The following is a 23,103-nucleotide window of genomic DNA, read 5'->3' on the forward strand; positions in this document are numbered from 1 at the left end:
AATACCTCAAATTATTCCGTGCGGGTGGCGGGGCTGGTCGTGGTCGCGGCCACGTTATCGGCGTTGAATCCGCCACCCAGGGCTTGCATGAGTTGAATCGAAAGATCGATCTGCGCGGCATTCAGGCTCGCCAGTTGGCGCTGGGCCTGCAGCAATTGCTGCTCGATGCTGAGCACGTCCAGGTAATTGCCGATGCCTGAGCTGTAACGCTGAACACCGGTGTCGTAGGACTGCTGGGCAATGTCTGCAGCATGTTGTTGCGCCTGGATCTGCCGACCGGTTTCGCGCAACTGCACCAGGCCGTTACCAATATCGCCCAAGGCTTGCACCAGGGTTTTGTTGTACTGGGCCACGGCCAAGTCGTAGTCCGCATCGCGCGCATCAAGGTCGGCGCGCAGGCGGCCGCCATCGAAGATCGGCAACGAGATGGTCGGCGCAATGCTGAAGAAACGGCTGGCCGAACCAAACATCGCATCCCCCAGCAACGACTCGGCCCCGGCGCTCGCGCTCAGGTTGAGGTTAGGGTAGAAGCGGGTTTTGCTCGCGGCGATGTTCTTGCTCGCCGCCTCGACACGCCAGCGCGCGGCGATCAGGTCCGGGCGTCGGCCCAGCAGCTCGGCGGGCAGTACCGAAGGCACCGCAACCGCGCTGGGCTGCAGCACATTTGGACGCTTCAGCTCACCGCCACGGTCGGGGCCTTTGCCGAGCAACACCGCCAGCGCGATCTTGGCGCTTTGCAGTTGTTTTTCCGCGTCGATCAGTTGCGACTGGGAGCTGGCTTCGAGGCTTTCGGTTTGCTGGTACTGGTACTGGCTGTCGATGCCGGAGCTGAGCCGGCGCTTGCTCAGGTCAAGCATCTGACGCGTGCGTTTGAGGTCGTCATTGGCCAGGTCACGCACGATATGCGCCTCGCCCAAATCGCTGTAAGCCTTGGCCACGTTGGCGGCCAAGGTCAGCCGCGCGGTTTGCTGATCGACTTCGGCGGCGCGCGCCTGGCCTAATGCAGCTTCCCACGCGGCCCGCTGGCCACCCCACAGGTCGAAGTTGTAATTGAAGCTGGCGCCGATGTTACGCACGGTCGCGTAGGCATCGCCCTGCCCTCGCGGGTCCTGGTCCTTGGCCAAGCGCGAACGGCTGACGCCGCCGCTGGCGTCCAGGGTCGGCATGCGTTCGGCATTCGCGGCATAGGCAGCGGCTTCGGCCTGATGCGCACGGGCACTGGCCACTTGCATGTCGGGGCTGTTTTGCAGTGCTTCCTGGATCAGCCCATCGAGCTGCGGGTCGCCGAGGCTTTTCCACCAGTCGGCGCTCGGCCAGGCGGCACTCGACAGGGTTACACCGCTGAGCGATTTACCGGTTTGCAGGGTGTTGGCATCGAGGCGCTTGCCTTGAGTATCGAGGCCGCCAAAGTTGGCGCAACCGGCAATGCTCATGGCCACCAGCACCAGGCAAAGGTTACCTGCGTTCATTGTTTACCTACCCGCTGGATGACAATGGCGTCACCGGCAGCTACCAGAATTTTCGTGAGGATGGCTTCCAGCGTCTGTAATTCGCCGGGCTGCAGTGCACCGGCCAGCTCGTTCATCGACTGCGCACCGATGCTGGGCAGCATGTCGGCCAGGCGCTGGCCGTCTTCTGTGAGTACCAGCTGTACCTGACGCCGATCCTGCTCGGAACGCTTGCGCGCCAGCAGGCCCTTTTGCTCAAGGCGATCGAGCATGCGGGTCATGGAACCGCTGTCCAGCGACAAGTTGCGGCACAGCTCGGCGGGCGTGTTGATGTCAAACTGGGCAATGATGATCAACACCTTGAACTGCGCGGCAGTCACGCCGTGCGGCTCCATATGGGTGTCGATAATGCGGTCCTTGAGCAGCGCCGCGCGGCCCAGCAACAGGCCGAGATGACAGTCGCGAAGGCTGTCAGGGGTGAAGTGTTTCATCGAAAGCCACCTTATTACTGCCTAGGCAGTGAATGTGTGACGAGATGTTACTGCTTAGGCAGCGAATGTGGAAGAAAATAATTAGCTAGCTTGCTAATTTTACGACGGGAGGGTTGCAAGGCAGTTAAATAGGGGGCGGGCTTGCGTGGCGAGCAAGCCCGCTCGCCACAACATTCCGCGTCCCTATTTAGAAATCGCGCTTGTAGAAAATATCCAGCGAACTGGCCACACCGCTGGCCACTTCCAGGTACACCTTCTTGCTCAGCAGATAACGCAACGCGATGGTGCTGGCCGGCTCAAACACGCCTACCCCGTAACGCAAGCTGAGCTTGTCGGTAATCTTGCCGCTGGCCACCACCGCCGTGGTGGTGCCACTGCCCTGCGTGTCGAGGTCGAAATCGCGCAGGCCCAGCTTGGCAGCAATATCCGACGTCACCCCGGAGCTGCCCATCAGGCCAAGGCCCAACGCCGCTTGGGCGAGTACGTTGTTGTCTTCACCGCTGGTGCTCAGCGGACGGCCAAGCACCAGGTACGACAGCGCCTGCTCCTGGCTCATGGCCGGTTCCGAAAAAATCTGCGTGGTCGGCTGCTCGGCGCTGCCGCTTAAGCGGATACCGGCAGTGACGTCGTCGGTTTTGCGCACCGCTTCAATATCCAGGTAAGGCTGGTCAAGCGGGCCGGCAAACAGCAGCCGCGCACGGCGCACATCCAGGCGCTGGCCGTAGGCGCGATAACGCCCGTCGTTGAGCCACAGCTCGCCACGGGTGTCGAGGTTGTCGCCGATGTGCACATGCCCCTGCACTTTGGCGGTAAGGCCGAAGCCTGCGAAGTTGAGTGTGTCTTCGCCGACCACCACGTCGATATCCATGGCCATGGCCATCGGCGGCTTGCCTTCTTCGGTCTGGCTGCCGACGATCACCGTGTCATCCGAAACCTTCACCGTCGACGGCGGCAGTTCGCGCACGGTGATGTCACCGCGCGGGATCTGGACCTTGCCGGCAATCGCCAATTTGTCGTTCTTCAGGCTGATTTTCAGGTCGGGCGCGACTTCCAGCACGGCATACGGCTCTACCGTGACCGGCAGTTGCGAGCCTTTCAGGCTCAAGTCCACGACCAGCGCCTGGCCCCAGTCGATCTGCCCCTTGAGGCTGCCCTGCCCGGCTTTGCCACTGTGCCAGGCGCCATTCAATTGCACGCTTTCACCGGCGATCAACGCCTGCACATTCAAGCCTTCAAGACTTACCGGCAGTTCAGGCCCGGAGACTTCGCCGCCGACCAGGTTCACGCTGCCGTTGACCTGCGGCGCCAGCAAGCCACCGGAGAGGCGACCGCTGCCATTGAGCCTGCCGTTGAGTTTTTCGACCATCGGCACAAATGGCCGCGCGACGGCGAGGTCGAGGCCGTTGAGGCTGAAATCACCGCTGATCGGCTTGTCTTTCGGCAGCGGGTTGATCTGCGCCTGCACACGCAATTCGCCGAGCTTGCCGCCGCGAAAATTAAGCAGGGTGTCGATGCGCTTGGGGTTCAGGGTGGCTTCCAGCTTCAAGGTGTCGTAGGGGAAATCCAGCCACTGGTCCTTGTCTTTGACGCGCAAGGTTCCGCCGCCGGCATCCACCGAGACCACGCCTTTAGGGCCGCTGTCGGGCAGGTCGAGCTGTACGTCGGCGTTGAGTTTGCCTTGCCACGCGAAGTCTTTGGGCAGCCACGCCGCCAAGCTGTCGATGGGGAATTGCTTGAGGTGGTAACGCAACTTCGGCTCGGGCATCAGCCGCTGGTCCTCACCACACAAGCTGGCGGTGCCTGCGACCCAGCAGTGCGCGGCAAAGGTCAGTTTGCCGTCGGCCAGCCGTTCAATTTTCGCTGGAGCTTGCAGCTTCCAGTCCTGGCCACCGGCTTGCACATCGCCACTGGCCAGGCGCCCGCGCCAGTTGCCTTGGTCGAGGTTGCCATCGGCGCCCAACGCCAGTTTGACCAGCGGGCCAGCCAGGTTCAGCTGCACTTGCTGACGCTTGATGTCGCCTTGAGCATTGGCGGTCAAGGTGCCCAACTGGGTATCGCCGGTTTGAATACCGCTGCCCTTCAGGTCGATCTTCGCGCGCTGGGCGTTGTCGAGCGTGGCGTCGAGGCTGAGGTTTTGCAATTGGTTGTCGGCAAACGCCAGTTGCTGACCTTTGAGGCCGAGCTTGCCTTGCGGCGCCTTCAACGTACCGGCCACATCGACCCGCCCATTGATTTGCCCGCGCAGTTGCGGCCACAGCTGAGCCAGCCGCGCCAGCTTGATGTCGATCTGCCCGGCGAGGCGTTGCTGCAAGCTGCCACTGCCGTAGATGCGGTTATCGCCCAAGCGAATATCCAGATTGCCCAGGGTCCATTGCTCGCCCGCGCCCTCGGCTTTGGCCGCCAGCACGGCGGTTTGCCCGCGCAAACGGCCCTTGAGGTCGAGGTCGGCATTCAGCGTGAGCTGTTGATTTTTGAACTCGCCCTTGCTGCGCAGCGGGCCAGCGAGGGTGCCCGGCAATTCGCCGACCCAGTACGCCGGGTTCAGCGCCGAGAGGTCTAGCGCGGTGTCCCAGGCAATGCCGTCGGCAAACTGCAGGTTCAAATGGCCTTCGGCCTTGCCTTGGCCAGCGCTCAGTTTCAGCTCAGGCAGGAAGATTTGTTTGAGGTCGCCGCTGAAGGGCGTGACCACCGTGAACGTGCCGGCCGGGCCGTCGAGGTGGGCGTTGAGGTTGCCGAAGTAGTTGCCGTCTTTATAGGAAACCTCACCATTAAAGGTGCGCAACGCGACTTGCGGCTCGTCAATTAATGGATAGAGGCGATGCCAGGGGAAATCCAGCCAATCGATTTTGGCGTCGGCACTGAAGCCTTGCTGCCAGTCCAGTTGGGCACTGAGTGTGAGGCGTTGGTTGTCGCCGGCATTCAGGTCCAGGCCCGCGATCTGCGCGCCCTTGGCGTCGACCTTGCCTTGCAAAAGCAAATCTACCGGGCCTTTTTCGGCGGGTAACACGGCCTTGCCCAACAGTTGATAGCCATTGCTCAGGTCGCCCTTGGCGGTGAGGTCCAACTGGTTGAGTTGCAAGGTGTCGGGTAAATCGGCGCTGGGCTTGAAGCCATCGGCGGTGATATGCAATTGCGCGGGCAGGTTTTCTACCAGCGGTTGCAGCTCGCCGCTGATTTTGGCGGGCAAGTAGCCGCTGCTGTCGGCGTCGAGTTTGAGGGTGGTGAGCAGGTCGCCGTCGACCTTGAGGGCGACTTTCCAGGGCGCGCCGCCGGGAGCGTATGGCAGGCTCAGGTTGCCGGTCGCCGTCAACGGCCAATCGCCGCTCGGTTGCAGCAAGCCGCTGAGGTCCAGCACCAAATCGTCGCGTTGCAGGTGCACCGAGTCGATCTGCATCCCCGCAGCCGTCCAGTGCGCCGCCAGTTGCAAGCCCTTGAGTTGTTCGCTGCCATTAAACAGCAGGCTACCGACGCGAACGTCGCCTAACTGGATCGCCACCGGCAGTTTAAGGTCCGGCAATTTCAGCGGCCCGCTGCTCTCTTCGGTGCTCGGTGGAAATTGCAGGGTGACCTGTTCCACATCCAGCTGATTGATGCACACGGTCATGCGCAGCAGGCAAGACGGCGACCATTCAAGCGTTGGCGCATTCAGCTCGACCCGGCTGCTGCCTTGCTGCCATAGCAGATGATCGGCGCTCCACCGGCCGCCCAAATGGCCCTGGAAATTCTCCACGCTCAAACCCGGCACTTGGCCCAAGGCCCAGCAGCTGCCGGCCTGCGTACCGAGCACGGCCCACAGCGCCAATAACAGCACGGCGAGCACAGCCACGATGGCCAGCCCGGCTATTTTCAAACCACGTATCACAGCTCAGGCCCCATCGAAAAGTGCAAACGAATACCGCCCGGATCTTCCAGCGCATGCGCCAGGTCGAGGCGAATCGGCCCCACCGGGGAGACCCAGCGTACGCCCACGCCAACACCGGTTTTAAGGCTGGGCATTTCAAGGTTATTGAAGGAGTTACCCTGGTCGATAAACGTCGCAATGCGCCATTTTTCGGCGATTGAATATTGGTACTCGGCGCTCAGCGCAACCATGTAACGCCCACCGATGCGGTCACCGCGGTCGTTCTCTGGCGACAGGGTTTGATACTCGTAACCGCGCACACTTTGGTCACCACCGGCAAAGAAGCGCAGTGACGGTGGCACGGACTGGTAACCATTGGTGGCGCTGCCGCCGAACTGTGCACGGCCCAGAAACCGGTGGTTATCCCACAAGGTGGTCAAGCCTTTGATAGTGGCCGTGCCGTAAATCAGGTTGGTGTCGGAGCCGAGGCCTTCCTTGGCGACCTTGGCGTCGAACATCAGGCGATAGCCATTGTGCGGGTCGATGCGGTTGTCGCTGCGCAGGTAGGAATAATTGATCCCCGGCATCACCAGGTTACTCAGGCCTGAGTCATTGCCCAGCCGATACTCTTCGCGCTGGTATTTGAGCGAGATCACCCGTGTCCAACCGCTGGGCAATTTGCTGTGCCATTCCGGCCCGAGCGTGAGCAATTTACTCAGGGCGTCAGTATTGGCGATTTCTTCATTTTGGTAGCCGCCGGCGAAGCGCATTTTATCGGTGAGCGGTGGGTCCAGCGGCACGTCGTACCACAGGCCAACGTTCTGTCGCGGCGCCGAGAGTTCGGCTTCCCAGCCATAACTGTGGCCTTGGGGGTTGACCCAGTGGCGGGTCCAGTTGGCTTTGCCGCGCGGGCCAACGTCGGTCGAATAACCGAGGCCAAGGCCCATGGTGCGTGGTTTGCGGGTTTCGAGTTGCACGGCCACCGGAATCACATCGTTGGCCGCAGCAGCCGGTGCGGCGTCCACGCGTACGCCCTCGAAAAAGCCGCTGGTTTGCAGGTTTTGATTGAGTTCGGCGATCAATTCGGAATCGTAGGGCGTGCCACTTTTGAACGGCACCATGCGTTGCAGCAGGTCTTCGTCAAACGGTGTGTCGCCGGTAAAGCTGACCTTGCCCATGGTGTAGCGTGGGCCGCTGTCGTAAACAAGTTCGATGTCGGCGACGCCGGCTTGCGGGTCAACTGAAAGCTTCTGGCGGGTAAAGCGCCCATTGAAAAAGCCGTAGCGCGAGGCCTGGTTCTGGATCAGACGCTTGGCGTCTTCGTAACGGCCATGATTGAGCACGGCGCCGGAGACGAGGTCGTCGCTGGCGGGCAGGCGAAAACCTTTGAGGCTCGCGGCCTGGCCGTCGACCCGAATGGTCACGTTGCGCAAATGCACCGGCTCGCCGGGATCGATGGTCAGGATCAGGCGCGGGTTCTTGCCACCCTTGACCTCACTGGCGATTTGCGGCTGATAGAAACCCAAGGCCTGCGCCGCCTTGCGCGCCTGCTCTTCGGCGCCTCGGCTGAAGCGCAGCAGGGCTTCTTCATCGCGATCGCCTACCCCGCCGATATAGCCTTCAATGTTGGCTTTCAACGCGTCGTTTGAAGGCTTGATGCGCACGTCCAATTCGCTTTGCGCCAATGCGCCGCAGCTTGTGAACAGCAGAATCAAGCCGCTGGTAAATCTTCCTGGAAACTTCATAGGCGCGAATGCTACACGAGCTGGAGAGAAACTTAGAACCCAGACAATTCTGAAAAATTCAGCGCTAAGCCGTTGCAGCCGGTAATACCTGCGGATTGGGATGGAAAAACACATGCTCCAGGATAGGTCCTACAGCAACTTCGCCGATTTCCTCATAGCCCTGGCGTTTGCAGAACTCCAGGTAGCGTGAATTACCGGTATCGAGCACTACACCGGATGAGTGCGGGTCTTCGGCGCACCAATTGTGCACGGCGGTGAGTAACTGCTCGCCGTAGTGTTCGCCCTGAAATTGCGGGTGAATACCCAACAGCGGCAGCCTGTGCACCGACGCGTCCGGCACGCATGCCAGCACCGCGTGGTGGTAGTCCAGATAACGCCGCGTGCCGCGCACGCCGGTGCTCAGCCACATGCGGATTTGCCAGGCCCAACTCTCGGTAATGCCCAGGCGACGCTGCGGCGGCGCGATTAACGCGATGCCGATTAGCCGATCATTGATGAACAAGCCGATAGCGGGCAGTTTTTGAAAAAAGTGCTGCTTGACCAGTTCGCGCACGGTAGCGCGTACGCGTTGCTCATAACCCGGGCGTTCGGCTTCAAAGAGGTAGGCGAAGGTTGGATCATGCCGGTAGGCCTGGTACAGCAGTGAGCGCGCCTCGCGGGAATAGCCGCTGTTAAGCAGGCGAATTTCGGCAACGGCAGTCGAAGTCTCAGGCATACAATCAATCTCTTTGGGCGCCACTCAAAAGATGGCGTTCTTATGGGTACGAACTTGTACGGCGCGAGTCGTTCCCAGACATTAGCAGTGCATCCCGTCTGCCGCCACGCTGGCCCCCGTTTGACTTGTCGGCTAGCATCGAGGTTTTGCCAGACTGGACTGCCGACCATGAAAATCGTCTCCTTCAATATCAACGGGCTGCGCGCCCGCCCCCATCAGCTGGCGGCGCTGATTGAAAAACATCAACCGGACGTGATCGGCCTGCAGGAAACCAAGGTTCACGATGACCAGTTCCCGTTGGCCGACGTGCAAGCGCTGGGTTATCACGTGTATTACCACGGGCAAAAAGGCCACTATGGCGTGGCCATGCTTTCGCGCAAAGAAGCGCTGAGCGTGCACAAAGGTTTTGCCAGCGATGCAGAAGACGCCCAGCGCCGGTTTATCTGGGGCACCTTCGCCGATGAGCACGGCAACCCGGTGACGGTGATGAACGGCTATTTCCCTCAAGGCGAAAGTCGCGACCACCCCACCAAGTTCCCGGCCAAGCAACGCTTTTATGAAGATTTGCAGCACCTGCTGGAAAGCCAGTTCAGCAATGACCAGCCGTTGGTGGTGATGGGCGACGTGAATATTTCGCCGGAAGACATCGACATCGGCATCGGCGCCGACAACGCCAAGCGCTGGCTGAAAACCGGCAAGTGCAGCTTTTTGCCGGAGGAACGCGAGTGGATGGCGCGCCTGAAAAACTGGGGCCTGGTGGACAGCTTCCGTCACCTCAACCCGCAGGTGAGCGACCGCTTCAGTTGGTTCGACTACCGCAGCCGCGGTTTTGAAGACGAGCCCAAGCGCGGGCTGCGGATTGACGTAATCCTGGCGTCCAACGGCTTGCTGCCGAGGGTCAAGGACGCGGGCGTAGATTACGATTTGCGCGGTTTGGAGAAACCGTCGGACCATGCGCCGATCTGGCTGGAATTGAGCTGACCCTCGAGTTGGGTGTGTAGCTTGGGTAACGGCGAGCCGCCGCGCTTTTGTGGGAGCGGGCTTGCTCGCGATGCAGGCACCTCGGACCATCAGGCATACCGGGTTGAGGCCATCGCGAGCAAGCCCGCTCCCACAGAAAGGCGCTTTTGATCCCAAACACCGCAGTTTTTTATGCCTCAGTCACATCACTGAAATCCAACTGACTTAATCTCCCGGCACTCCCTTTGGCTTGAGAAGGTGCCGGCATGATGCTGCGCGTTCTGTTCCTGGCAATTTGCTGCGCCTTGCCGCCCTGCGCCGCTGCTGCGCCCTTAGCCGTTCCCGATCAAGGCCCGGCGTTACGCATCCAGGGCAGCAACACCATTGGCGCAGCGCTCGGCCCCGCACTGGCCAGGGGTTTGATGGAACATCAGGGTTTACACGACGTGCACAGCGAACCCGCCGAGGGCGCGAATGAACAGCGCGTGATCGGCACAACTCGCCAGGGCAAAACCGTCACCATCGACGTCGCGGCCCACGGCTCCAGCACCGGGTTTACCGCGCTGAAAAATGCCACTGCCGACTTGGCCGCCGCATCCCGCCCTATAAAGGACAGCGAGCTGGTAGACCTCGAACCCCTCGGCGACCTTAAGAGCCCCGAGGCCGAACAAGTCATCGCCATCGACGGGCTGGCAATCATCCTCAACCCGCGCAACCCGTTGAACACCCTGAACACCGAGCAATTGGCGCAAATCTTCAACGGTGAGGTCAGCACGTGGGAGGCGTTGGGCGGTGTCGGCGGGCCGATTCAGCTGTACGCACGCGATGATCAATCCGGCACGTACGACACTTTCAAGGAGCTGGTACTGAGCCGCCGCGGCAAGCCCCTCGCGGCCTCAGCCAAGCGTTTCGAGTCCAGCGAGGCATTGTCCGATGCCGTGAGCCATGACCCGCACGGCATCGGTTTTATCGGCCTGCCCTATGTTCGCCAGGCCAAGGCGGTGGCGATTGTCGACGGCGACTCGCAACCGATGCTGCCGCTGAATAGCCTGATCGCCACCGAGGATTACCCGCTGTCACGACGGCTGTTCTTCTACCTGCCGCCGTCGAGTCGCAACCTGTGGGCCAAGGCGCTGGTGGACTTTACCCAGAGCCGCAAGGGCCAGGCGATTGTGGCCGCCAATGGGTTTATCGCGCAGCACGTGCAGGCGATTGGCGTGGAGCCGCGCCCTTCAATGCCCGAGGACTACCAAGCGATCGCACGTGACGCGCAGCGCTTGACCGTGAACTTTCGCTTTGAGGAAGGCAGTGCCAGCCTGGACAACAAGGCGCGCCAGGATTTGCAACGGGTGGTGGCTTATCTAAGAAGTCACGGCAAGCTCGACAAGCAGGTGACGCTGGTGGGGTTTGGTGATGCCAAGAACGACCCGCAGCGTGCGGCGTTGTTGTCGAAGCTGCGGGCGATGGCGGTGCGGCGCGAGTTGGTGAAAAACGCTGTGGTACTGCGCGATATTCGTGGGTTCGGCGCGCAGATGCCGGTCGCCGCGAATACGGCGGATGAAGGCCGGATCAAGAATCGGCGGGTAGAGGTTTGGGTGTATTAAACCGTTGTGGCGGGCGCGCTTCTGTGGCGAGCGGGCTTGCTCGCGTTGGGCTGCGCAGCGGCCCTAAAACCATTCCCCCGGTTCTGCCTGGAGGAATGCATCAGCTTCATTGGGGCCGCTTCGCAGCCCAACGCGAGCAAGCCCGCTCGCCACAAAAAGCCCACTCGCCACAGAAACCCGCCTTGCAACAGGACGCGTATTACTGCCCGCTGCGCAGCAGCTCTTTAGGCACGTACTTGCCTATCTCAAACTTGCCGATTGCCGCGCGGTGCACTTCGTCCGGGCCGTCGGCCAGGCGCAGGGTGCGTTGCATGGCGTACATGTAGGCCAGCGGGAAATCATTGGAAACTCCGGCGCCGCCGTGAATCTGGATCGCGCGGTCGATCACCTTCAATGCCACGTTCGGCGCCACCACTTTGATCTGGGCAATTTCGCTTTTAGCGACTTTGTTGCCGACCGTGTCCATCATGTACGCCGCCTTCAAGGTCAACAGACGCGCCATGTCGATCTCCATCCGCGAGTCGGCGATCTTGTCGATGTTGCCGCCCAGCCGCGCCAGTGGTTTGCCGAACGCGGTACGGCTGACGGCGCGTTTGCACATCAATTCCAGTGCCCGTTCGGCCATGCCGATGGAGCGCATGCAGTGGTGAATACGCCCCGGCCCAAGGCGGCCTTGGGCCATTTCAAAGCCGCGGCCGTCACCCAGCAGTACGTTTTCATACGGCACGCGTACATTGTCGAACAGCACTTCAGCGTGGCCGTGGGGTGCGTCGTCGTAGCCGAATACCGGTAACGGGCGCAAGATTTTCACGCCGGGCGTGTCCACCGGCACCAGGATCATCGAGTGCTGTTGGTGACGCGGCGCGTCGGGGTTGCTCAGGCCCATAAAAATCAGGATTTTGCAGCGCGGGTCGCAGGCGCCGGAGGTCCACCATTTTTTGCCGTTGATCACCCATTCGTCGCCCTGGCGCTCGGCGCGGGCGGCCATGTTGGTGGCGTCCGAGGACGCCACGTCCGGTTCGGTCATCGCGAACGCCGAGCGAATCTCGCCGCGCAGCAGCGGTTCGAGCCAGCGTTGCTTCTGTTCTGCGTTGGCGTAACGCACCAGCACTTCCATATTGCCGGTGTCGGGTGCCGAGCAGTTGAACGGCTCCGGACCGAGCAAGGACCGGCCCATGATTTCCGCCAGCGGCGCATATTCAAGGTTGGAAAGACCTGCGCCCAGTTCGGATTCCGGCAGGAACAGGTTCCACAGGCCTTCGGCTTTGGCCCGCGCTTTGAGCTCTTCCATGATTGCGGTGGGCTGCCAGCGATCACCTTCGCTGACTTGGCGTTCAAACACCGTTTCGGCCGGGTAAACATAAGCGTCCATGAACGCGGTGACGCGTTCACGCAGTTCCTGAACCTTGGACGAATAGGCGAAATCCATGAGCAGCTCCCTTCTTTGAGAGGTTGTTTAGGTCATGCAATCGATGCTAGAACAGCGCTGATAATTTACCTAACCTATTCTCGGCGTGTATTAACATTCATCACCGATATATGATCGGCGCATCTGCACCTGACAAATCGCCACCTAACAATAAGAGCGCAACGACATGAATCTGAGCAAGGTCGACCTCAACCTCTTTATCGTCTTCGACGCGATCTACACCGAAGCCAACCTGACCCGCGCCGGGCAGATTGTCGGCATCACTCAGCCTGCGGTGTCCAACGCGCTGGCGCGTCTTCGCGAAACCTTCAACGACCCGCTGTTCGTGCGCACCGCCCAAGGCATGGTGCCCACGCCGATGGCGCAGAACATCATCGGCCCGGTGCGTAACGCGTTGTCGTTGCTGCGCGTGTCGGTGCAGGAAAGCCGGATTTTTAATCCGCAACAAGCCGCCAAGACCTATCGCATCAGCATGACCGACCTTACCGAGGCGGTAATTTTGCCGCTGCTGTTCCAGCGCCTGCGGCGCCTGGCACCGACTGTGGTAATCGAGAGTTTCCTCTCCAAACGCCGCGAAACCACCAAGGAACTGGCCGCCGGGCGCCTGGATTTTGCCGTGGATGCACCGCTCAACACCGACCCGCAAGTGCGCCACGTCAAGCTGATGGAAGACCGCTACGTGTGTGCCATGCGCAAGGGCCACCCGATGGCAGGCAAAGACAAATTCAGCCTGGATGATTACCTCTCGCTGACGCATATCCATATCTCCAGCCGCCGCAATGGCCTGGGCCACGTCGACCTGGCCTTGGGCAAGATGGGCATTCAGCGCAAGATCGCCCTGCGCTCGCAGCATTACCTGATGGCCTCGCAAGTGTTGCAGCAAACCGACATGGTCATGACGGTGCCCGAGCGCTTTGCCCGTCGCCATGAACTGCAGTGGTTCAACCTGCCAGTGAACGATGTGCCGCCGGTGGAAACCCATCTGTACTGGCACGAAAGCACCGACCAGGACCCGGCCAACCGCTGGATGCGTGAGCAGATGATCGAGTTGTGCCAGCAGGTGACGGCGCATGAAAAGAAGCTGGATAAACAGCAGGCTTGATGGCGCTGAGAGTTTTTTGCGGTGACTTCTTGACGTTAACGTCAACCAGCCACTAGCCTAACGCTCAAGACCTTCTTGAGCGCCAGCATGAGCACGACTTACAGCATCTCCGACCTCGCCCGCGAGCTCGACATCACCACCCGCGCCATTCGCTTTTATGAGGAACAAGGCCTGCTGGCTCCGGAGCGTCGGGGCCAGGAGCGCATTTATTCGGCGCGCGACAAGGTCAGCCTGAAGCTGATTCTGCGCGGCAAACGCATCGGGTTTTCCCTGGCCGAATGCCGCGAATTGATCGAACTCTACGACCCCTCCAGCGGCAACCATATCCAACTCAACAGCATGTTGGTAAAGATCGCCGAGCGGCGTGAACAGCTTGAGCAACAGTTGTTGGATATTGAACAGATGAAGCTGGAACTCGACACCGCCGAAGAGCGCTGCACCCAGGCCCTCGCGCACACCATGGGCCAGGTTGGCCCTTGATCAGAAGGTAAACGCTATGCCCCTCCCCACCCATGTACGCCTGGTAGAAGTTGGCCCACGCGACGGTTTGCAGAACGAAGCCCAGCCCATCAGCGTGGCCGACAAGGTCCAGTTGGTGGACGCGCTCAGCGCGGCGGGCTTGAGCTATATAGAAGTCGGCAGTTTTGTATCACCCAAATGGGTGCCGCAGATGGCCGGCTCCGCCGAGGTATTTGCGCAGATCCAGCGCACACCCGGCGTGACCTACGGTGCGCTGGCGCCGAACCTGCGTGGCTTTGAAGATGCGCTGGCGGCCGGCGTCAAGGAAGTCGCGGTGTTTGCGGCGGCGTCCGAGGCGTTTTCGCAGCGCAATATCAATTGTTCCATCAGCGAAAGCCTGGAGCGCTTTGCACCCATCATGGCCGCGGCCAGACAGCACGGCATCAGTGTGCGCGGGTATGTGTCGTGCGTGCTGGGCTGCCCTTACGAAGGTGATGTTGCACCGGCACAAGTGGCCGCAGTCGCCCGCGAGCTGTTTGCCATGGGCTGCTATGAAGTGTCGTTGGGCGACACCATCGGCACCGGCACGGCGGGCGCTACGCGGCGGTTGTTTGAAGTGGTCGGCGCGCAGGTGCCACGCGACAAACTGGCGGGCCACTTCCACGACACCTATGGCCAGGCGATCGCGAATGTCTACGCCAGCCTGCTTGAAGGCATCCATGTGTTCGACAGCTCTATCGCGGGCCTTGGCGGCTGCCCGTATGCCAAGGGCGCCAGCGGTAACATCGCCACCGAAGATGTGGTGTACCTGCTCAATGGCTTGGGTATCGACACCGGTATCGACCTGGAGCTATTGATTCGCGCGGGCCAGCAGATCAGCCATGTGCTGGGCAGGCCGACCGGATCGCGCGTGGCCAAAGCGCGTAACGCCGGTTGAGTAACGCGGCTGTGACAATGTGTTACCGCGCGCTTACTTGGCGAGTAACACGGGAACATATTTCTTGTGTTTTTCCGCTGGTCATTTTTCTTGAAAAATACAAGCTATTGATTTTAAATGATTTTTTAAAGTTGGCACGGCTTCTGCTATCTCTATTGCATAACAAGAATAAAAAGCGCCAAACCTAATAAAAATAAGACGAAACGACTCTGACATAACAAAAACAACACGGCAGAGACGCAGCTAACAGATTTTTTTGGAGAAGATGTGCTTCGCAGGGTACGGCAGATGCCGAAACCCGCAACCGGATAGAGAAGAACAAAACTACCTTCAGGTAGCTACCCACTGGTTGGATCGCATGCGAAGAAGCAGATCAGCGCTCAAAAAAATACGTTTGCTCTTGACCCCGGATGGGGGTCGCTAAAAACAGCAGTAAGGGTAACGGTTGCCAAAAACAACAACAGGCCGCCCCTCAATAATAAAAAAGAGCACGCAACGACAGATTAAAGGGGACCTTCGGGTCCCCTTTGTGCTTCTTGCGTCTTAACCAGTCAGACCTCGGACCCTTGCACTGCGGCGTGGTTATTCAACACCCTACGCGTCAACGTGCGTAGTACCTGCGTCTCCTGCACTTGCCGCGCAGCCATCAGCGCCTGCAATTCGTTTACAAAAAAACCACTTTGCATCGAATCATTCACCAGTATTTCGTCGTATTGCTTGCCCAGCAGCGTGACAAGCCTGTCGACGGCCGCATTTCGCTTGGCCAGCCACTGATCCTGTACCGCCTGGTCCGCCTCAATATCCTGCTCACGCTGTAGGTCCGCCAATGCTTCCAGCGCTGCGTTTTTTTCACTGAAGTGTTCATTGACGGGTGCCATCAATGCCTTTAATGCCGCTGCGTATTGATTGCCAAGATGCCTGTTCCAGAAGCCCTGCTTAACAAAAAAGGCTTCTTCATTGCCGTGGATGCGTTCATCCCTGAGCACGCTTGCATAAGCGTTATCGATAGCCTCTTGACTCACATTAGCCACTTGGGGAAACAACATGTCTTGGGATTTGACCGGCAATGAAAGCCTGTCCGCCAATCTTATTCGGTAGGCGAGTATGACTTCGGTTTCCTCATGAAATGAGGGCCCGCGCAAATCAGCATCTCGTTGAGCAATGGCGTCTACCAACGCAAGCCGCAAAAGCTTTCTGCCGGTGTTGATCAGTTGGGTTTCAGCGCCTGCGGCATCAGCCAACTCCAGCGCTTGCAAGGCCAGCAACTCACGCTCCAGGTTCATAAATTCGAGCACGCTGCCATCACCGCAGGTAAATCGGTCATCCGCAGCCGCGAACAACTGTTCGCGGATCTGCTGTCGTTCACCGGCCGCCTCCAGCATGTCCCAGACGCGCACGGTCAGCTGCGCACGCGCGGTCGCGGAGCGGTATTCGGCGCACCGGGTAGTGTCGGCCAGCACGGTAAAAAACGCAGCCGACCCGGGGCTTGCGGCCACGTCGCTCCAGAGCTGGACGCGCGCTGCCCGCGCGGCCGCCGGCGTGTCATGCAGCCATAATGTTTGCCCCTCCAGAACCGTAACATGCTCACCCAACGGCGCATCCAGCCCAAGACGCACACGCGTAGCAGCGGACAACGGGTTGTCGTGCAGGATAATTCGTTCGGGCTGCTGGTACGCGTATTCAGGCAACGTGGAGATCTGGTTGGAATGTAGATCGATTCTCGCAAGGTTAGCCAGTTGGTCAGCGTTGGCCGGGAACGTGGCGGTCTCGGTGTGGCTTAAGTACAGCTGGTTCAGGCTCCATAAACCTTCGAGATTGGCTGTCCAGCCCAGTTGACGGTTTTTGGCCAGATTCAGAATCTTCAAGCCGCGCATGCTTTCCAGGCGCGCCGCTGTGAGGTCGGTCAAGCGAATATCATTGGCACTCAGGTCCAGTTTGGTCAGGCCAATACCGTCATTTGCAAACTCCGGTAACCGGGTAAAGTTGTTATTGCTCATGCTCAGCCAGCGCAGGCCACCGAAGGGTTTCAGAAACTCCAGTGATTCATCGGACAGCGCCATTCTATTCAGCCGCAAGCAACCCACATGGTCCATATTGGCGGTTAAGGCCGGCAGTTCGCCACAGGCTTCGTCTGACAAATCGAGGAGGTGCCCGATGGCGGTTTGATCAGCTGCCATTGCTTGCGGCGAAGAGCGCTGCCAAGCGTCACGAATGGTATTGGAGACTCTGACCCGAGAGCGGCCGTAACCCTGCGCCTGCCCCGCTTGCTGCCAGGTGTTCAGCGTTACTTTAAGCTGCTCAAGCTCAGCTTCAAGTTCGGTTAACCTGGCCAGAACCTCGGCGTCACTGAGGCCCGCAAGGCCAAGAAAAACTTCGACCTCCCCAATCGATTTGGAGGGATAGAGCATCAAGGCTTTCATTTCACAGGCAAATGGGCGTCTGACAGCGCCAGGCAGCGGGCTCAACGGGTAACCGATACGCCCGTCGGCCAGGCGCATCGGTGGTTTGTAACCCGGCTTGATCGGCTGCATCTGCAACAGGCTGCGCAACTCGCTGCGCGGCATCAACGGCCGGTTTTCAAGCGCACGTTTCAGGCTCGCCCCGCGATCATGCGCGGCCAGACCAAGGCTCACCCGATCCTCGGGCAAAATGGCGGCGTGCACCGCACCATAAATATCCGCTTGAGCGGTCAATACGCCGAACCGGTCATCCTGCACCTCATAGAGGTTTACAGGGCCAAACTTGATCAGGCGCCGCTTGACCGTGGCGTTCGGCGGCCCCAGCCAATCAAGGAGGCGCTCCTTGCCGCCGGCGCCCTTCTCGACCACTTCAATGCGCAGGTCTTTCGGCCAACCTGCGAGCTTTTCCAGGCTGTGCAGGACCATTCGTTGGGTGTCCTCATTGCCCAGGGTTTTGCGATAAAGCCCTTCATAGGCACGCGCCAGGCGCACGTCTTGCTGGTAATAGCGAGCCTCTTGCGCCAAACGCAAGGGCACGCGTTTGCGCTGCTCGATCATCTGCATTTCAGCTTCACTGGCATGGCTCAACAGCTCTTTCGCCACGCTGTCGGGCAGCGCCGCAAACGTGCGTTTGAGTAACGCGAGTGCTTCACCGCTCTCGCTCTCTGCGGCCGCGTAACGTTGTGCAAAAAGATCGGCCTGATGCCCCGCCACCCGTGAAGCGCTCACACCCGGCGCTTCGCTCGCGATGCTCTCGTCAAGTTCAAAACGCTTGAGAGTGTCTGCCAATAGCCCTGGCACAGGCGCTTGGTCTACGTACATCTTGCGCAGTACGCCGCTGTCCACCGCCGCTATTTGGCAAATGCGCGCAAGTTTATCCGGTGGCTCTGCCAACCTCTGTGTCTGCGCGCCCAAGCGCGCCATCAACTGCGCCGTGGTCCACTTCAACGGGTGCTCATGCTCATGTATCCAGGCACCGCCTTCTGTACGGCGCACCTGTGGCGAGTAGGTTGATGGGTTTTCCGGGTGCAGGATTTTGTAGGTGTTGCCGGTAGCCAACGGTTCCACCCGATAATACCCGGCGTTTTGCGGCAGGTATAAACCACCGTCGTGCTCAAACAAGCCCTTTGCATTGGCCCTCAAGGCTTCGGGCAAGACGATCTTTCGCAGGTAAGGTGTGAGCCCGTGTGCATACAAACGCACCTTTGCGTCAGGGCAACGCGCGTGGGTCAGCGCTTCGACAAACGGCGTCTTGAACAACGGCATTAGCTTGGCGCCCACAACCGCCGTCGTCACATTAAAGGCCACCGCCGAAACGTGCGCCCACGCCTCTTTCATGTCGCCCTCTTCCCACGCCTCTACGCCAGTCCCTATCTCATAGAGCATTTGCACCGCGCCGACCATCAGCATCAAGGGCGCCAGTTGCGGTACGACGAAGGAGGCAACATTCAATACAGTCAACGCCCCGCCAGCCAACGACATCAACCATGCGTTATGTGCTTTGTCGTCAGCCTTGGCGGTGGAGGTCACCATTGCCTGGGCATTGCTCAGCATTAAATCGACTTTTTGCCGAGAATGATCGTTCCACGAATGAGGCATAACCTCACCATAACCGGTTGACCAGGTACGCAGGTTTTTTTGCCCCGGATCAAAGTCTGCGTCGTCGGCCCGTTCGCCGTCGGGGTCTAGGTGAAGTTTCAGCGTGTTGAAAAACCGAGTGTGGTGCTCATACGGCACGCACTGACTAAAGAATCGTCGATAACTGGCCGAACACAGCCTGCCAGACAGATCATCCTGTAACTCGCTCAGGCTTGCGTACTCTTTCAACACACACACCGGGTCTGCGGGGATATACACAATACAAGGCTCTTTGAAGAACACCTTGACACCCCGCACATACCCGAAGCGCAGAGGCCCAATGATGATAATCTGCTTGAGTTCAACACCCAGCAGTTTCAAGTTGGATAAGTGCACAGGCGCGCCGCGCCACTGCATGCCCGCCGTCCAGTAGGCTAATTCACGTAATAGTGCATAGGAATCCTGTTGTATATGCCCAACTTCCAGCGCCACTTCAACAGTCAATAACAACTGCTGTAGGGTCGACGCGGTGATACGACTGCGCACGTTAGCGGCCGCACTGCCTTCGGCCACCCCTGCGCGCTCTGGTGGGTTAACAATCGCCGTTACATGCGCAAGATACAGCGCGCCCAGATCCAGTTCCCGACACATTCCGGCAAACGCATGCGGGCTGATCAGTTCTTTGCGCACCTCGACCGCCGTCTCATTAAACGTGGTCGTTGGCGACTGCTGATGAAAGTCATACCGGGTAATAATGCTGGAGGGTCTATCGCCCGGTTCCAGGGCCTCATCCGCTGAAAAGTTCTGCAGCGCCGCCTCAATCAGGCTGACGCCCTTGTAGTAACAATACCCGCTTGCTTCTGGGCCAAAGACCTTTGAGCGATCACGCGGCATGAACTCCTTACGTGCAAAAAAAATGCGTTTTACATCAACCTCTCGACCAAATTTTTTGCGCATCGCGGCCAGCAACAACGGCTCGGCAAATTCGACAGCACCTTTTAAATCCTTGAAAAACTTATCCAACTGATTAAGCGCGTCCATGCCCCTTTGATGGGCCGCTTGCACACGCTGCCGCCTGTCCGGGGACAGTTTTTTGTACCAGGGTGGATAGCTCAGTGCCCATTCATGTAATTGTGTCTTTCGCTGGTCTGCGGCAGCGCTGTACCACGCGGGCAAACGTGCCTGTACGACAACGCCATGAACACTCGGCGCGGCGTTTATTGGAGCACTGTCACTTTGTTCAAGGCATGCCATGTAGCGAACTCTAATTGACCTGATGAACAGTCAATATGTGGCATGTGATCGCTTGCAATGAGGTAGATAAAAACCGTCAGCCCTGCCCCTCGCAAGTGGGCCGGCACGGGCAGTCAATCAGCCGCCGCAGGCCGATAATCTTCGATACTGATCTCGCGCATGCGAAACTTCTGGATCTTGCCGGTTACCGTCATCGGAAACGTTTCCACAAACTTGAAATGTTTGGGCGTCTTGAAGTGCGCAATGCGGCCCTTGCACCAGGCCTGCAGCTGCAGCTCATTAACCGCATTGCCTTGATGCAACTTGACCCAGGCGACGATCGCCTCGCCGTAACGCTCATCCGGGATACCGATAATGTGCACGTCGGCGACCGCAGGGTGTGTGAAGAAAAACTCTTCGAGCTCGCGTGGGTACACGTTTTCACCACCACGAATAATCATGTCTTTGTTGCGCCCGACAATGCACACGTAGCCGTGCTCATCCATGGTCGCCAGGTCACCGGTGTGCATCCAGCCGGCGGCATCGATGGCCTCACGGGTGCCTTCGGGGTTATTCCAGTAGCCCAGCATCACGCTGTAGCCACGTGTGCACAACTCGCCGATTTCACCGCGAGCGAGCGTGTTACCGGCGGCGTCGATGATCTTGTTTTCCAGGTGTGGCTGGGTGCGGCCAACGGTCGTGACGCGGCGCTCCAGATCATCATTGGCGCCGGTCTGCAGCGACACCGGGCTGGTTTCGGTCATGCCGTAGGCTATCTGCACCTCGCCCATATGCAGCTCGCTGATGACGCGGCGCATCACCTCAATGGGGCACGTCGCGCCAGCCATGATGCCGGTGCGCAAGGTCGCCAGGTTGAATTCACCCCGGCGTGGGTGATCGAGCAGCGCGATAAACATGGTCGGCACACCGTACAGCCCGGTGGCACGCTCTTCGGCGACGGCGTTTAAAGTTAACAGCGGGTCGAAGCCGTCATTGGGGTAGATCATGGTGGTGCCGTGGGTTATGCAAGCAAGGTTGCCCATGACCATGCCAAAGCAGTGATACAGCGGCACCGCAATCACCAGCCGGTCCTGCGCGGTAAGGCCCAGGCTTTCGCCGACCATGTAGCCGTTATTGAGGATGTTGTGATGACTGAGGGTGGCGCCCTTGGGGAAACCGGTGGTGCCGGAGGTGTACTGAATGTTGACGGCTTGATCGAAATGCAGGCTGGCCTGGCGGCTGTGCAACTGTTGGGGCGGGACACCGGCGCCGAGCGCCGCCAATTGCGACCAGGGTATAAACCCTGGGGGCGGGCTGGGGTCGAGGCTGATCAGGGCGCGCAAGTCAGGGTTCAGTTCCTGCAGCATCGCGTGGTAATCGGAGCTTTTAAACGACCCTGCACACACCAGCCATTGGCAACCTGCCTGCTTGAGAACGTAGTCCAATTCACTGCTGCGGTAGGCCGGGTTGATGTTGACCAGAATCACGCCGAGCTTGGCACTGGCGATCTGGCTGATGCACCACTCAGCGCAGTTGGGCGCCCAAATACCCAGGCGGTCGCCGGCTTGCATGCCCAAGGCAAGGAACGCACGGGCGTGCAAATCCACCGTTTCGGCCAATTGCCGCCAGCTGTAACGGCGTTGCTGATGACGCACCACCAGCGCCTCGCCATCGGCATGTTGCACAACCGTGTTATCAAAGGCCTCGCCGATGGTCATAGCCAGCAAGGGCTTGCCCTGAACGCCACGGCTGTAGCTTGGATTGGGTTGATCCATAACGAATCCCTGTTATCTTTTTTTTAGGTTGACGTAAACGTAAACTGCGATTGACAGCACCGTAACGCAAGCTTACGTTAACGTAAAGGTGAGCGACCTCCCCCGCCGCTCAACCCACACAAAAACAAAGCTCACATTAAGGTGCCTGTCCATGAGTTACCCGTCCCTGAACTTCGCCCTGGGCGAAACCATCGACATGCTGCGCGACCAAGTGCGGTCCTTCGTGGCCAAGGAAATTGCCCCCCGCGCGGCACACATCGACAGCGACAACCTGTTCCCCGCTGACTTGTGGCGCAAGTTCGGTGACATGGGCCTGCTCGGCATCACCGTGCCGGAGGAATACGGCGGCGCCGGTCTCGGTTACCTGGCGCACGTGGTGGCCATCGAAGAAATCAGCCGTGGGTCAGCCTCGGTGGGCTTGTCCTACGGCGCGCACTCCAACCTCTGCGTCAACCAGATCAACCGCAATGGCAGCCACGCGCAAAAACTCAATTACCTGCCAAAACTGATCAGCGGCGAGCATGTCGGCGCCTTGGCCATGAGCGAGCCGAATGCCGGCTCCGACGTGGTCTCGATGAAACTGCGCGCCGAAAAACGCGGCGACCACTACGTGCTCAACGGCAGCAAAACCTGGATCACCAACGGCCCCGACGCCAACACCTACGTGATCTACGCCAAGACCGACGTGGAAAAAGGCGCGCATGGCATCACCGCCTTTATCGTCGAACGCGACTGGAAGGGCTTCAGCCGTGGCAGCAAGTTCGACAAGCTGGGCATGCGCGGCTCCAACACCTGCGAGCTGTTTTTTGATGATGTGCACGTGCCGCAGGAAAACATCCTTGGCGCGCTGAATGGCGGCGTCAAAGTGCTGATGAGCGGCCTCGACTATGAACGCGTGGTGTTGGCCGGCGGCCCGATCGGCATCATGCAGGCCTGCATGGACCTGATCGTGCCGTACATCCACGACCGCAAGCAGTTCGGCCAGAGCATCGGCGAATTCCAGCTGATTCAGGGCAAGGTTGCCGACATGTACACGCACCTCAACGCGAGCCGCGCTTACCTGTACGCAGTGGCCCAGGCCTGCGAGCGAGGCGAAACCACGCGCAAGGATGCCGCCGGGGTGATCCTTTACACCTCCGAGCGCGCCACGCAAATGGCCCTCGATGCCATCCAGATTCTGGGCGGCAATGGCTACATCAACGAATTCCCTGCCGGGCGCCTGTTGCGTGACGCCAAGCTGTACGAAATCGGCGCCGGCACCAGTGAGATTCGGCGGATGTTGATCGGCCGCGAACTCTTCAACGAAACCCGCTGAAGGAGCGCGCGC

The 23,103-nt window shown here is 59.6% G+C and carries 14 protein-coding genes; 6 read left to right on the forward strand and 8 right to left on the reverse strand.

The window, feature by feature from the left end:
- Nucleotides 1-11: 11 nt before the first annotated feature.
- The 5 genes from AO240_RS23470 to AO240_RS23490 all read right to left on the reverse strand — a co-directional run bounded on the left by AO240_RS23470 (nt 12) and on the right by AO240_RS23490 (nt 8,240).
- Complete coding sequence (locus AO240_RS23470; protein ID WP_099239652.1) at nt 12-1,469, reverse strand: efflux transporter outer membrane subunit; 1,458 nt, start codon at nt 1,467-1,469, stop codon at nt 12-14.
- The gene (locus AO240_RS23475) at nt 1,466-1,939 is read right to left on the reverse strand and encodes a MarR family winged helix-turn-helix transcriptional regulator (protein WP_099239654.1); all 474 of its coding nucleotides are present in this window, start codon (nt 1,937-1,939) and stop codon (nt 1,466-1,468) included. Before AO240_RS23475 ends, AO240_RS23470 begins: the two co-directional genes overlap by 4 nt.
- Before the next feature lie 187 nt (nt 1,940-2,126).
- A complete protein-coding gene (locus AO240_RS23480; RefSeq protein ID WP_099239656.1) occupies nt 2,127-5,801 on the reverse strand; it encodes a translocation/assembly module TamB domain-containing protein in 3,675 nt (1,224 codons plus the stop codon).
- Nucleotides 5,798-7,525 carry an autotransporter assembly complex family protein gene (locus AO240_RS23485; RefSeq protein WP_099239658.1) on the reverse strand — a complete coding sequence of 576 codons (1,728 nt, stop codon included), beginning with the start codon at nt 7,523-7,525 and terminating at the stop codon, nt 5,798-5,800. Before AO240_RS23485 ends, AO240_RS23480 begins: the two co-directional genes overlap by 4 nt.
- 64 nt (nt 7,526-7,589) lie before the next feature.
- Nucleotides 7,590-8,240, reverse strand: a complete 651-nt coding sequence (locus AO240_RS23490) for a GNAT family N-acetyltransferase (protein ID WP_099239661.1) — start codon at nt 8,238-8,240, stop codon at nt 7,590-7,592.
- Between the two features lie 168 nt (nt 8,241-8,408).
- Here AO240_RS23490 and xthA point away from each other — a divergent pair, with 168 nt between their 5' ends.
- Nucleotides 8,409-9,221, forward strand: coding sequence for an exodeoxyribonuclease III (gene xthA / locus AO240_RS23495; protein ID WP_099239663.1), 813 nt, complete (start codon nt 8,409-8,411; stop codon nt 9,219-9,221).
- A gap of 245 nt (nt 9,222-9,466) precedes the next feature.
- Nucleotides 9,467-10,804, forward strand: a complete 1,338-nt coding sequence (locus tag AO240_RS23505; protein ID WP_099239667.1) for a substrate-binding domain-containing protein — start codon at nt 9,467-9,469, stop codon at nt 10,802-10,804.
- A 199-nt stretch (nt 10,805-11,003) separates the two neighbouring features.
- Here the strand turns inward: AO240_RS23505 and AO240_RS23515 are convergent, their stop codons facing one another.
- Entirely contained in the window at nt 11,004-12,233 is a 1,230-nt protein-coding gene (locus tag AO240_RS23515; protein WP_099239671.1) for an acyl-CoA dehydrogenase, read from the reverse strand.
- Nucleotides 12,234-12,399: 166 nt separating this feature from the next.
- Here AO240_RS23515 and AO240_RS23520 point away from each other — a divergent pair, with 166 nt between their 5' ends.
- The 3 genes from AO240_RS23520 (at nt 12,400) to AO240_RS23530 (ending at nt 14,731) form a co-directional block, all read left to right on the forward strand.
- Nucleotides 12,400-13,335, forward strand: a complete 936-nt coding sequence (locus AO240_RS23520; RefSeq protein WP_058415570.1) for a LysR family transcriptional regulator — start codon at nt 12,400-12,402, stop codon at nt 13,333-13,335.
- Between the two features lie 87 nt (nt 13,336-13,422).
- Nucleotides 13,423-13,815 carry a MerR family DNA-binding transcriptional regulator gene (locus tag AO240_RS23525; protein ID WP_058415571.1) on the forward strand — a complete coding sequence of 131 codons (393 nt, stop codon included), beginning with the start codon at nt 13,423-13,425 and terminating at the stop codon, nt 13,813-13,815.
- A gap of 16 nt (nt 13,816-13,831) precedes the next feature.
- On the forward strand, nt 13,832-14,731 hold the full coding sequence (locus AO240_RS23530) for a hydroxymethylglutaryl-CoA lyase (RefSeq protein WP_099239673.1): 900 nt from the start codon (nt 13,832-13,834) through the stop codon (nt 14,729-14,731).
- A 551-nt stretch (nt 14,732-15,282) separates the two neighbouring features.
- On the opposite strand, the gene AO240_RS23535 is transcribed toward AO240_RS23530, so the two are convergent.
- Together AO240_RS23535 and AO240_RS23540 are read right to left on the reverse strand one after the other, a co-directional pair.
- Nucleotides 15,283-19,833, reverse strand: a complete 4,551-nt coding sequence (locus AO240_RS23535; RefSeq protein WP_256586038.1) for an NEL-type E3 ubiquitin ligase domain-containing protein — start codon at nt 19,831-19,833, stop codon at nt 15,283-15,285.
- A 302-nt stretch (nt 19,834-20,135) separates the two neighbouring features.
- A complete protein-coding gene (locus tag AO240_RS23540) occupies nt 20,136-21,776 on the reverse strand; it encodes an AMP-binding protein (protein WP_099239677.1) in 1,641 nt (546 codons plus the stop codon).
- Nucleotides 21,777-21,927: 151 nt separating this feature from the next.
- Between AO240_RS23540 and AO240_RS23545 the strand changes: the two genes are divergently transcribed.
- The gene (locus tag AO240_RS23545) at nt 21,928-23,091 is read left to right on the forward strand and encodes an isovaleryl-CoA dehydrogenase (protein WP_099239679.1); all 1,164 of its coding nucleotides are present in this window, start codon (nt 21,928-21,930) and stop codon (nt 23,089-23,091) included.
- The last annotated feature ends 12 nt before the right edge of the window (nt 23,092-23,103 follow it).

It is taken from the genome of Pseudomonas sp. ICMP 460, from assembly GCF_002723595.1.
GTDB classification, from domain to species: domain Bacteria; phylum Pseudomonadota; class Gammaproteobacteria; order Pseudomonadales; family Pseudomonadaceae; genus Aquipseudomonas; species Aquipseudomonas kitaguniensis.

Bases quoted from the DNA above. Each gene is read 5' to 3' on its own strand.
- AO240_RS23470 (WP_099239652.1), bottom strand. From the start codon at position 1,469: ATGAACGCAGGTAACCTTTGCCTGGTGCTGGTGGCCATGAGCATTGCC.
- AO240_RS23475 (WP_099239654.1), bottom strand. From the start codon at position 1,939: ATGAAACACTTCACCCCTGACAGCCTTCGCGACTGTCATCTCGGCCTG.
- AO240_RS23485 (WP_099239658.1), bottom strand. From the start codon at position 7,525: ATGAAGTTTCCAGGAAGATTTACCAGCGGCTTGATTCTGCTGTTCACA.
- AO240_RS23490 (WP_099239661.1), bottom strand. From the start codon at position 8,240: ATGCCTGAGACTTCGACTGCCGTTGCCGAAATTCGCCTGCTTAACAGC.
- xthA (WP_099239663.1), top strand. From the start codon at position 8,409: ATGAAAATCGTCTCCTTCAATATCAACGGGCTGCGCGCCCGCCCCCAT.
- AO240_RS23505 (WP_099239667.1), top strand. From the start codon at position 9,467: ATGATGCTGCGCGTTCTGTTCCTGGCAATTTGCTGCGCCTTGCCGCCC.
- AO240_RS23515 (WP_099239671.1), bottom strand. From the start codon at position 12,233: ATGGATTTCGCCTATTCGTCCAAGGTTCAGGAACTGCGTGAACGCGTC.
- AO240_RS23520 (WP_058415570.1), top strand. From the start codon at position 12,400: ATGAATCTGAGCAAGGTCGACCTCAACCTCTTTATCGTCTTCGACGCG.
- AO240_RS23525 (WP_058415571.1), top strand. From the start codon at position 13,423: ATGAGCACGACTTACAGCATCTCCGACCTCGCCCGCGAGCTCGACATC.
- AO240_RS23530 (WP_099239673.1), top strand. From the start codon at position 13,832: ATGCCCCTCCCCACCCATGTACGCCTGGTAGAAGTTGGCCCACGCGAC.
- AO240_RS23540 (WP_099239677.1), bottom strand. From the start codon at position 21,776: ATGGATCAACCCAATCCAAGCTACAGCCGTGGCGTTCAGGGCAAGCCC.
- AO240_RS23545 (WP_099239679.1), top strand. From the start codon at position 21,928: ATGAGTTACCCGTCCCTGAACTTCGCCCTGGGCGAAACCATCGACATG.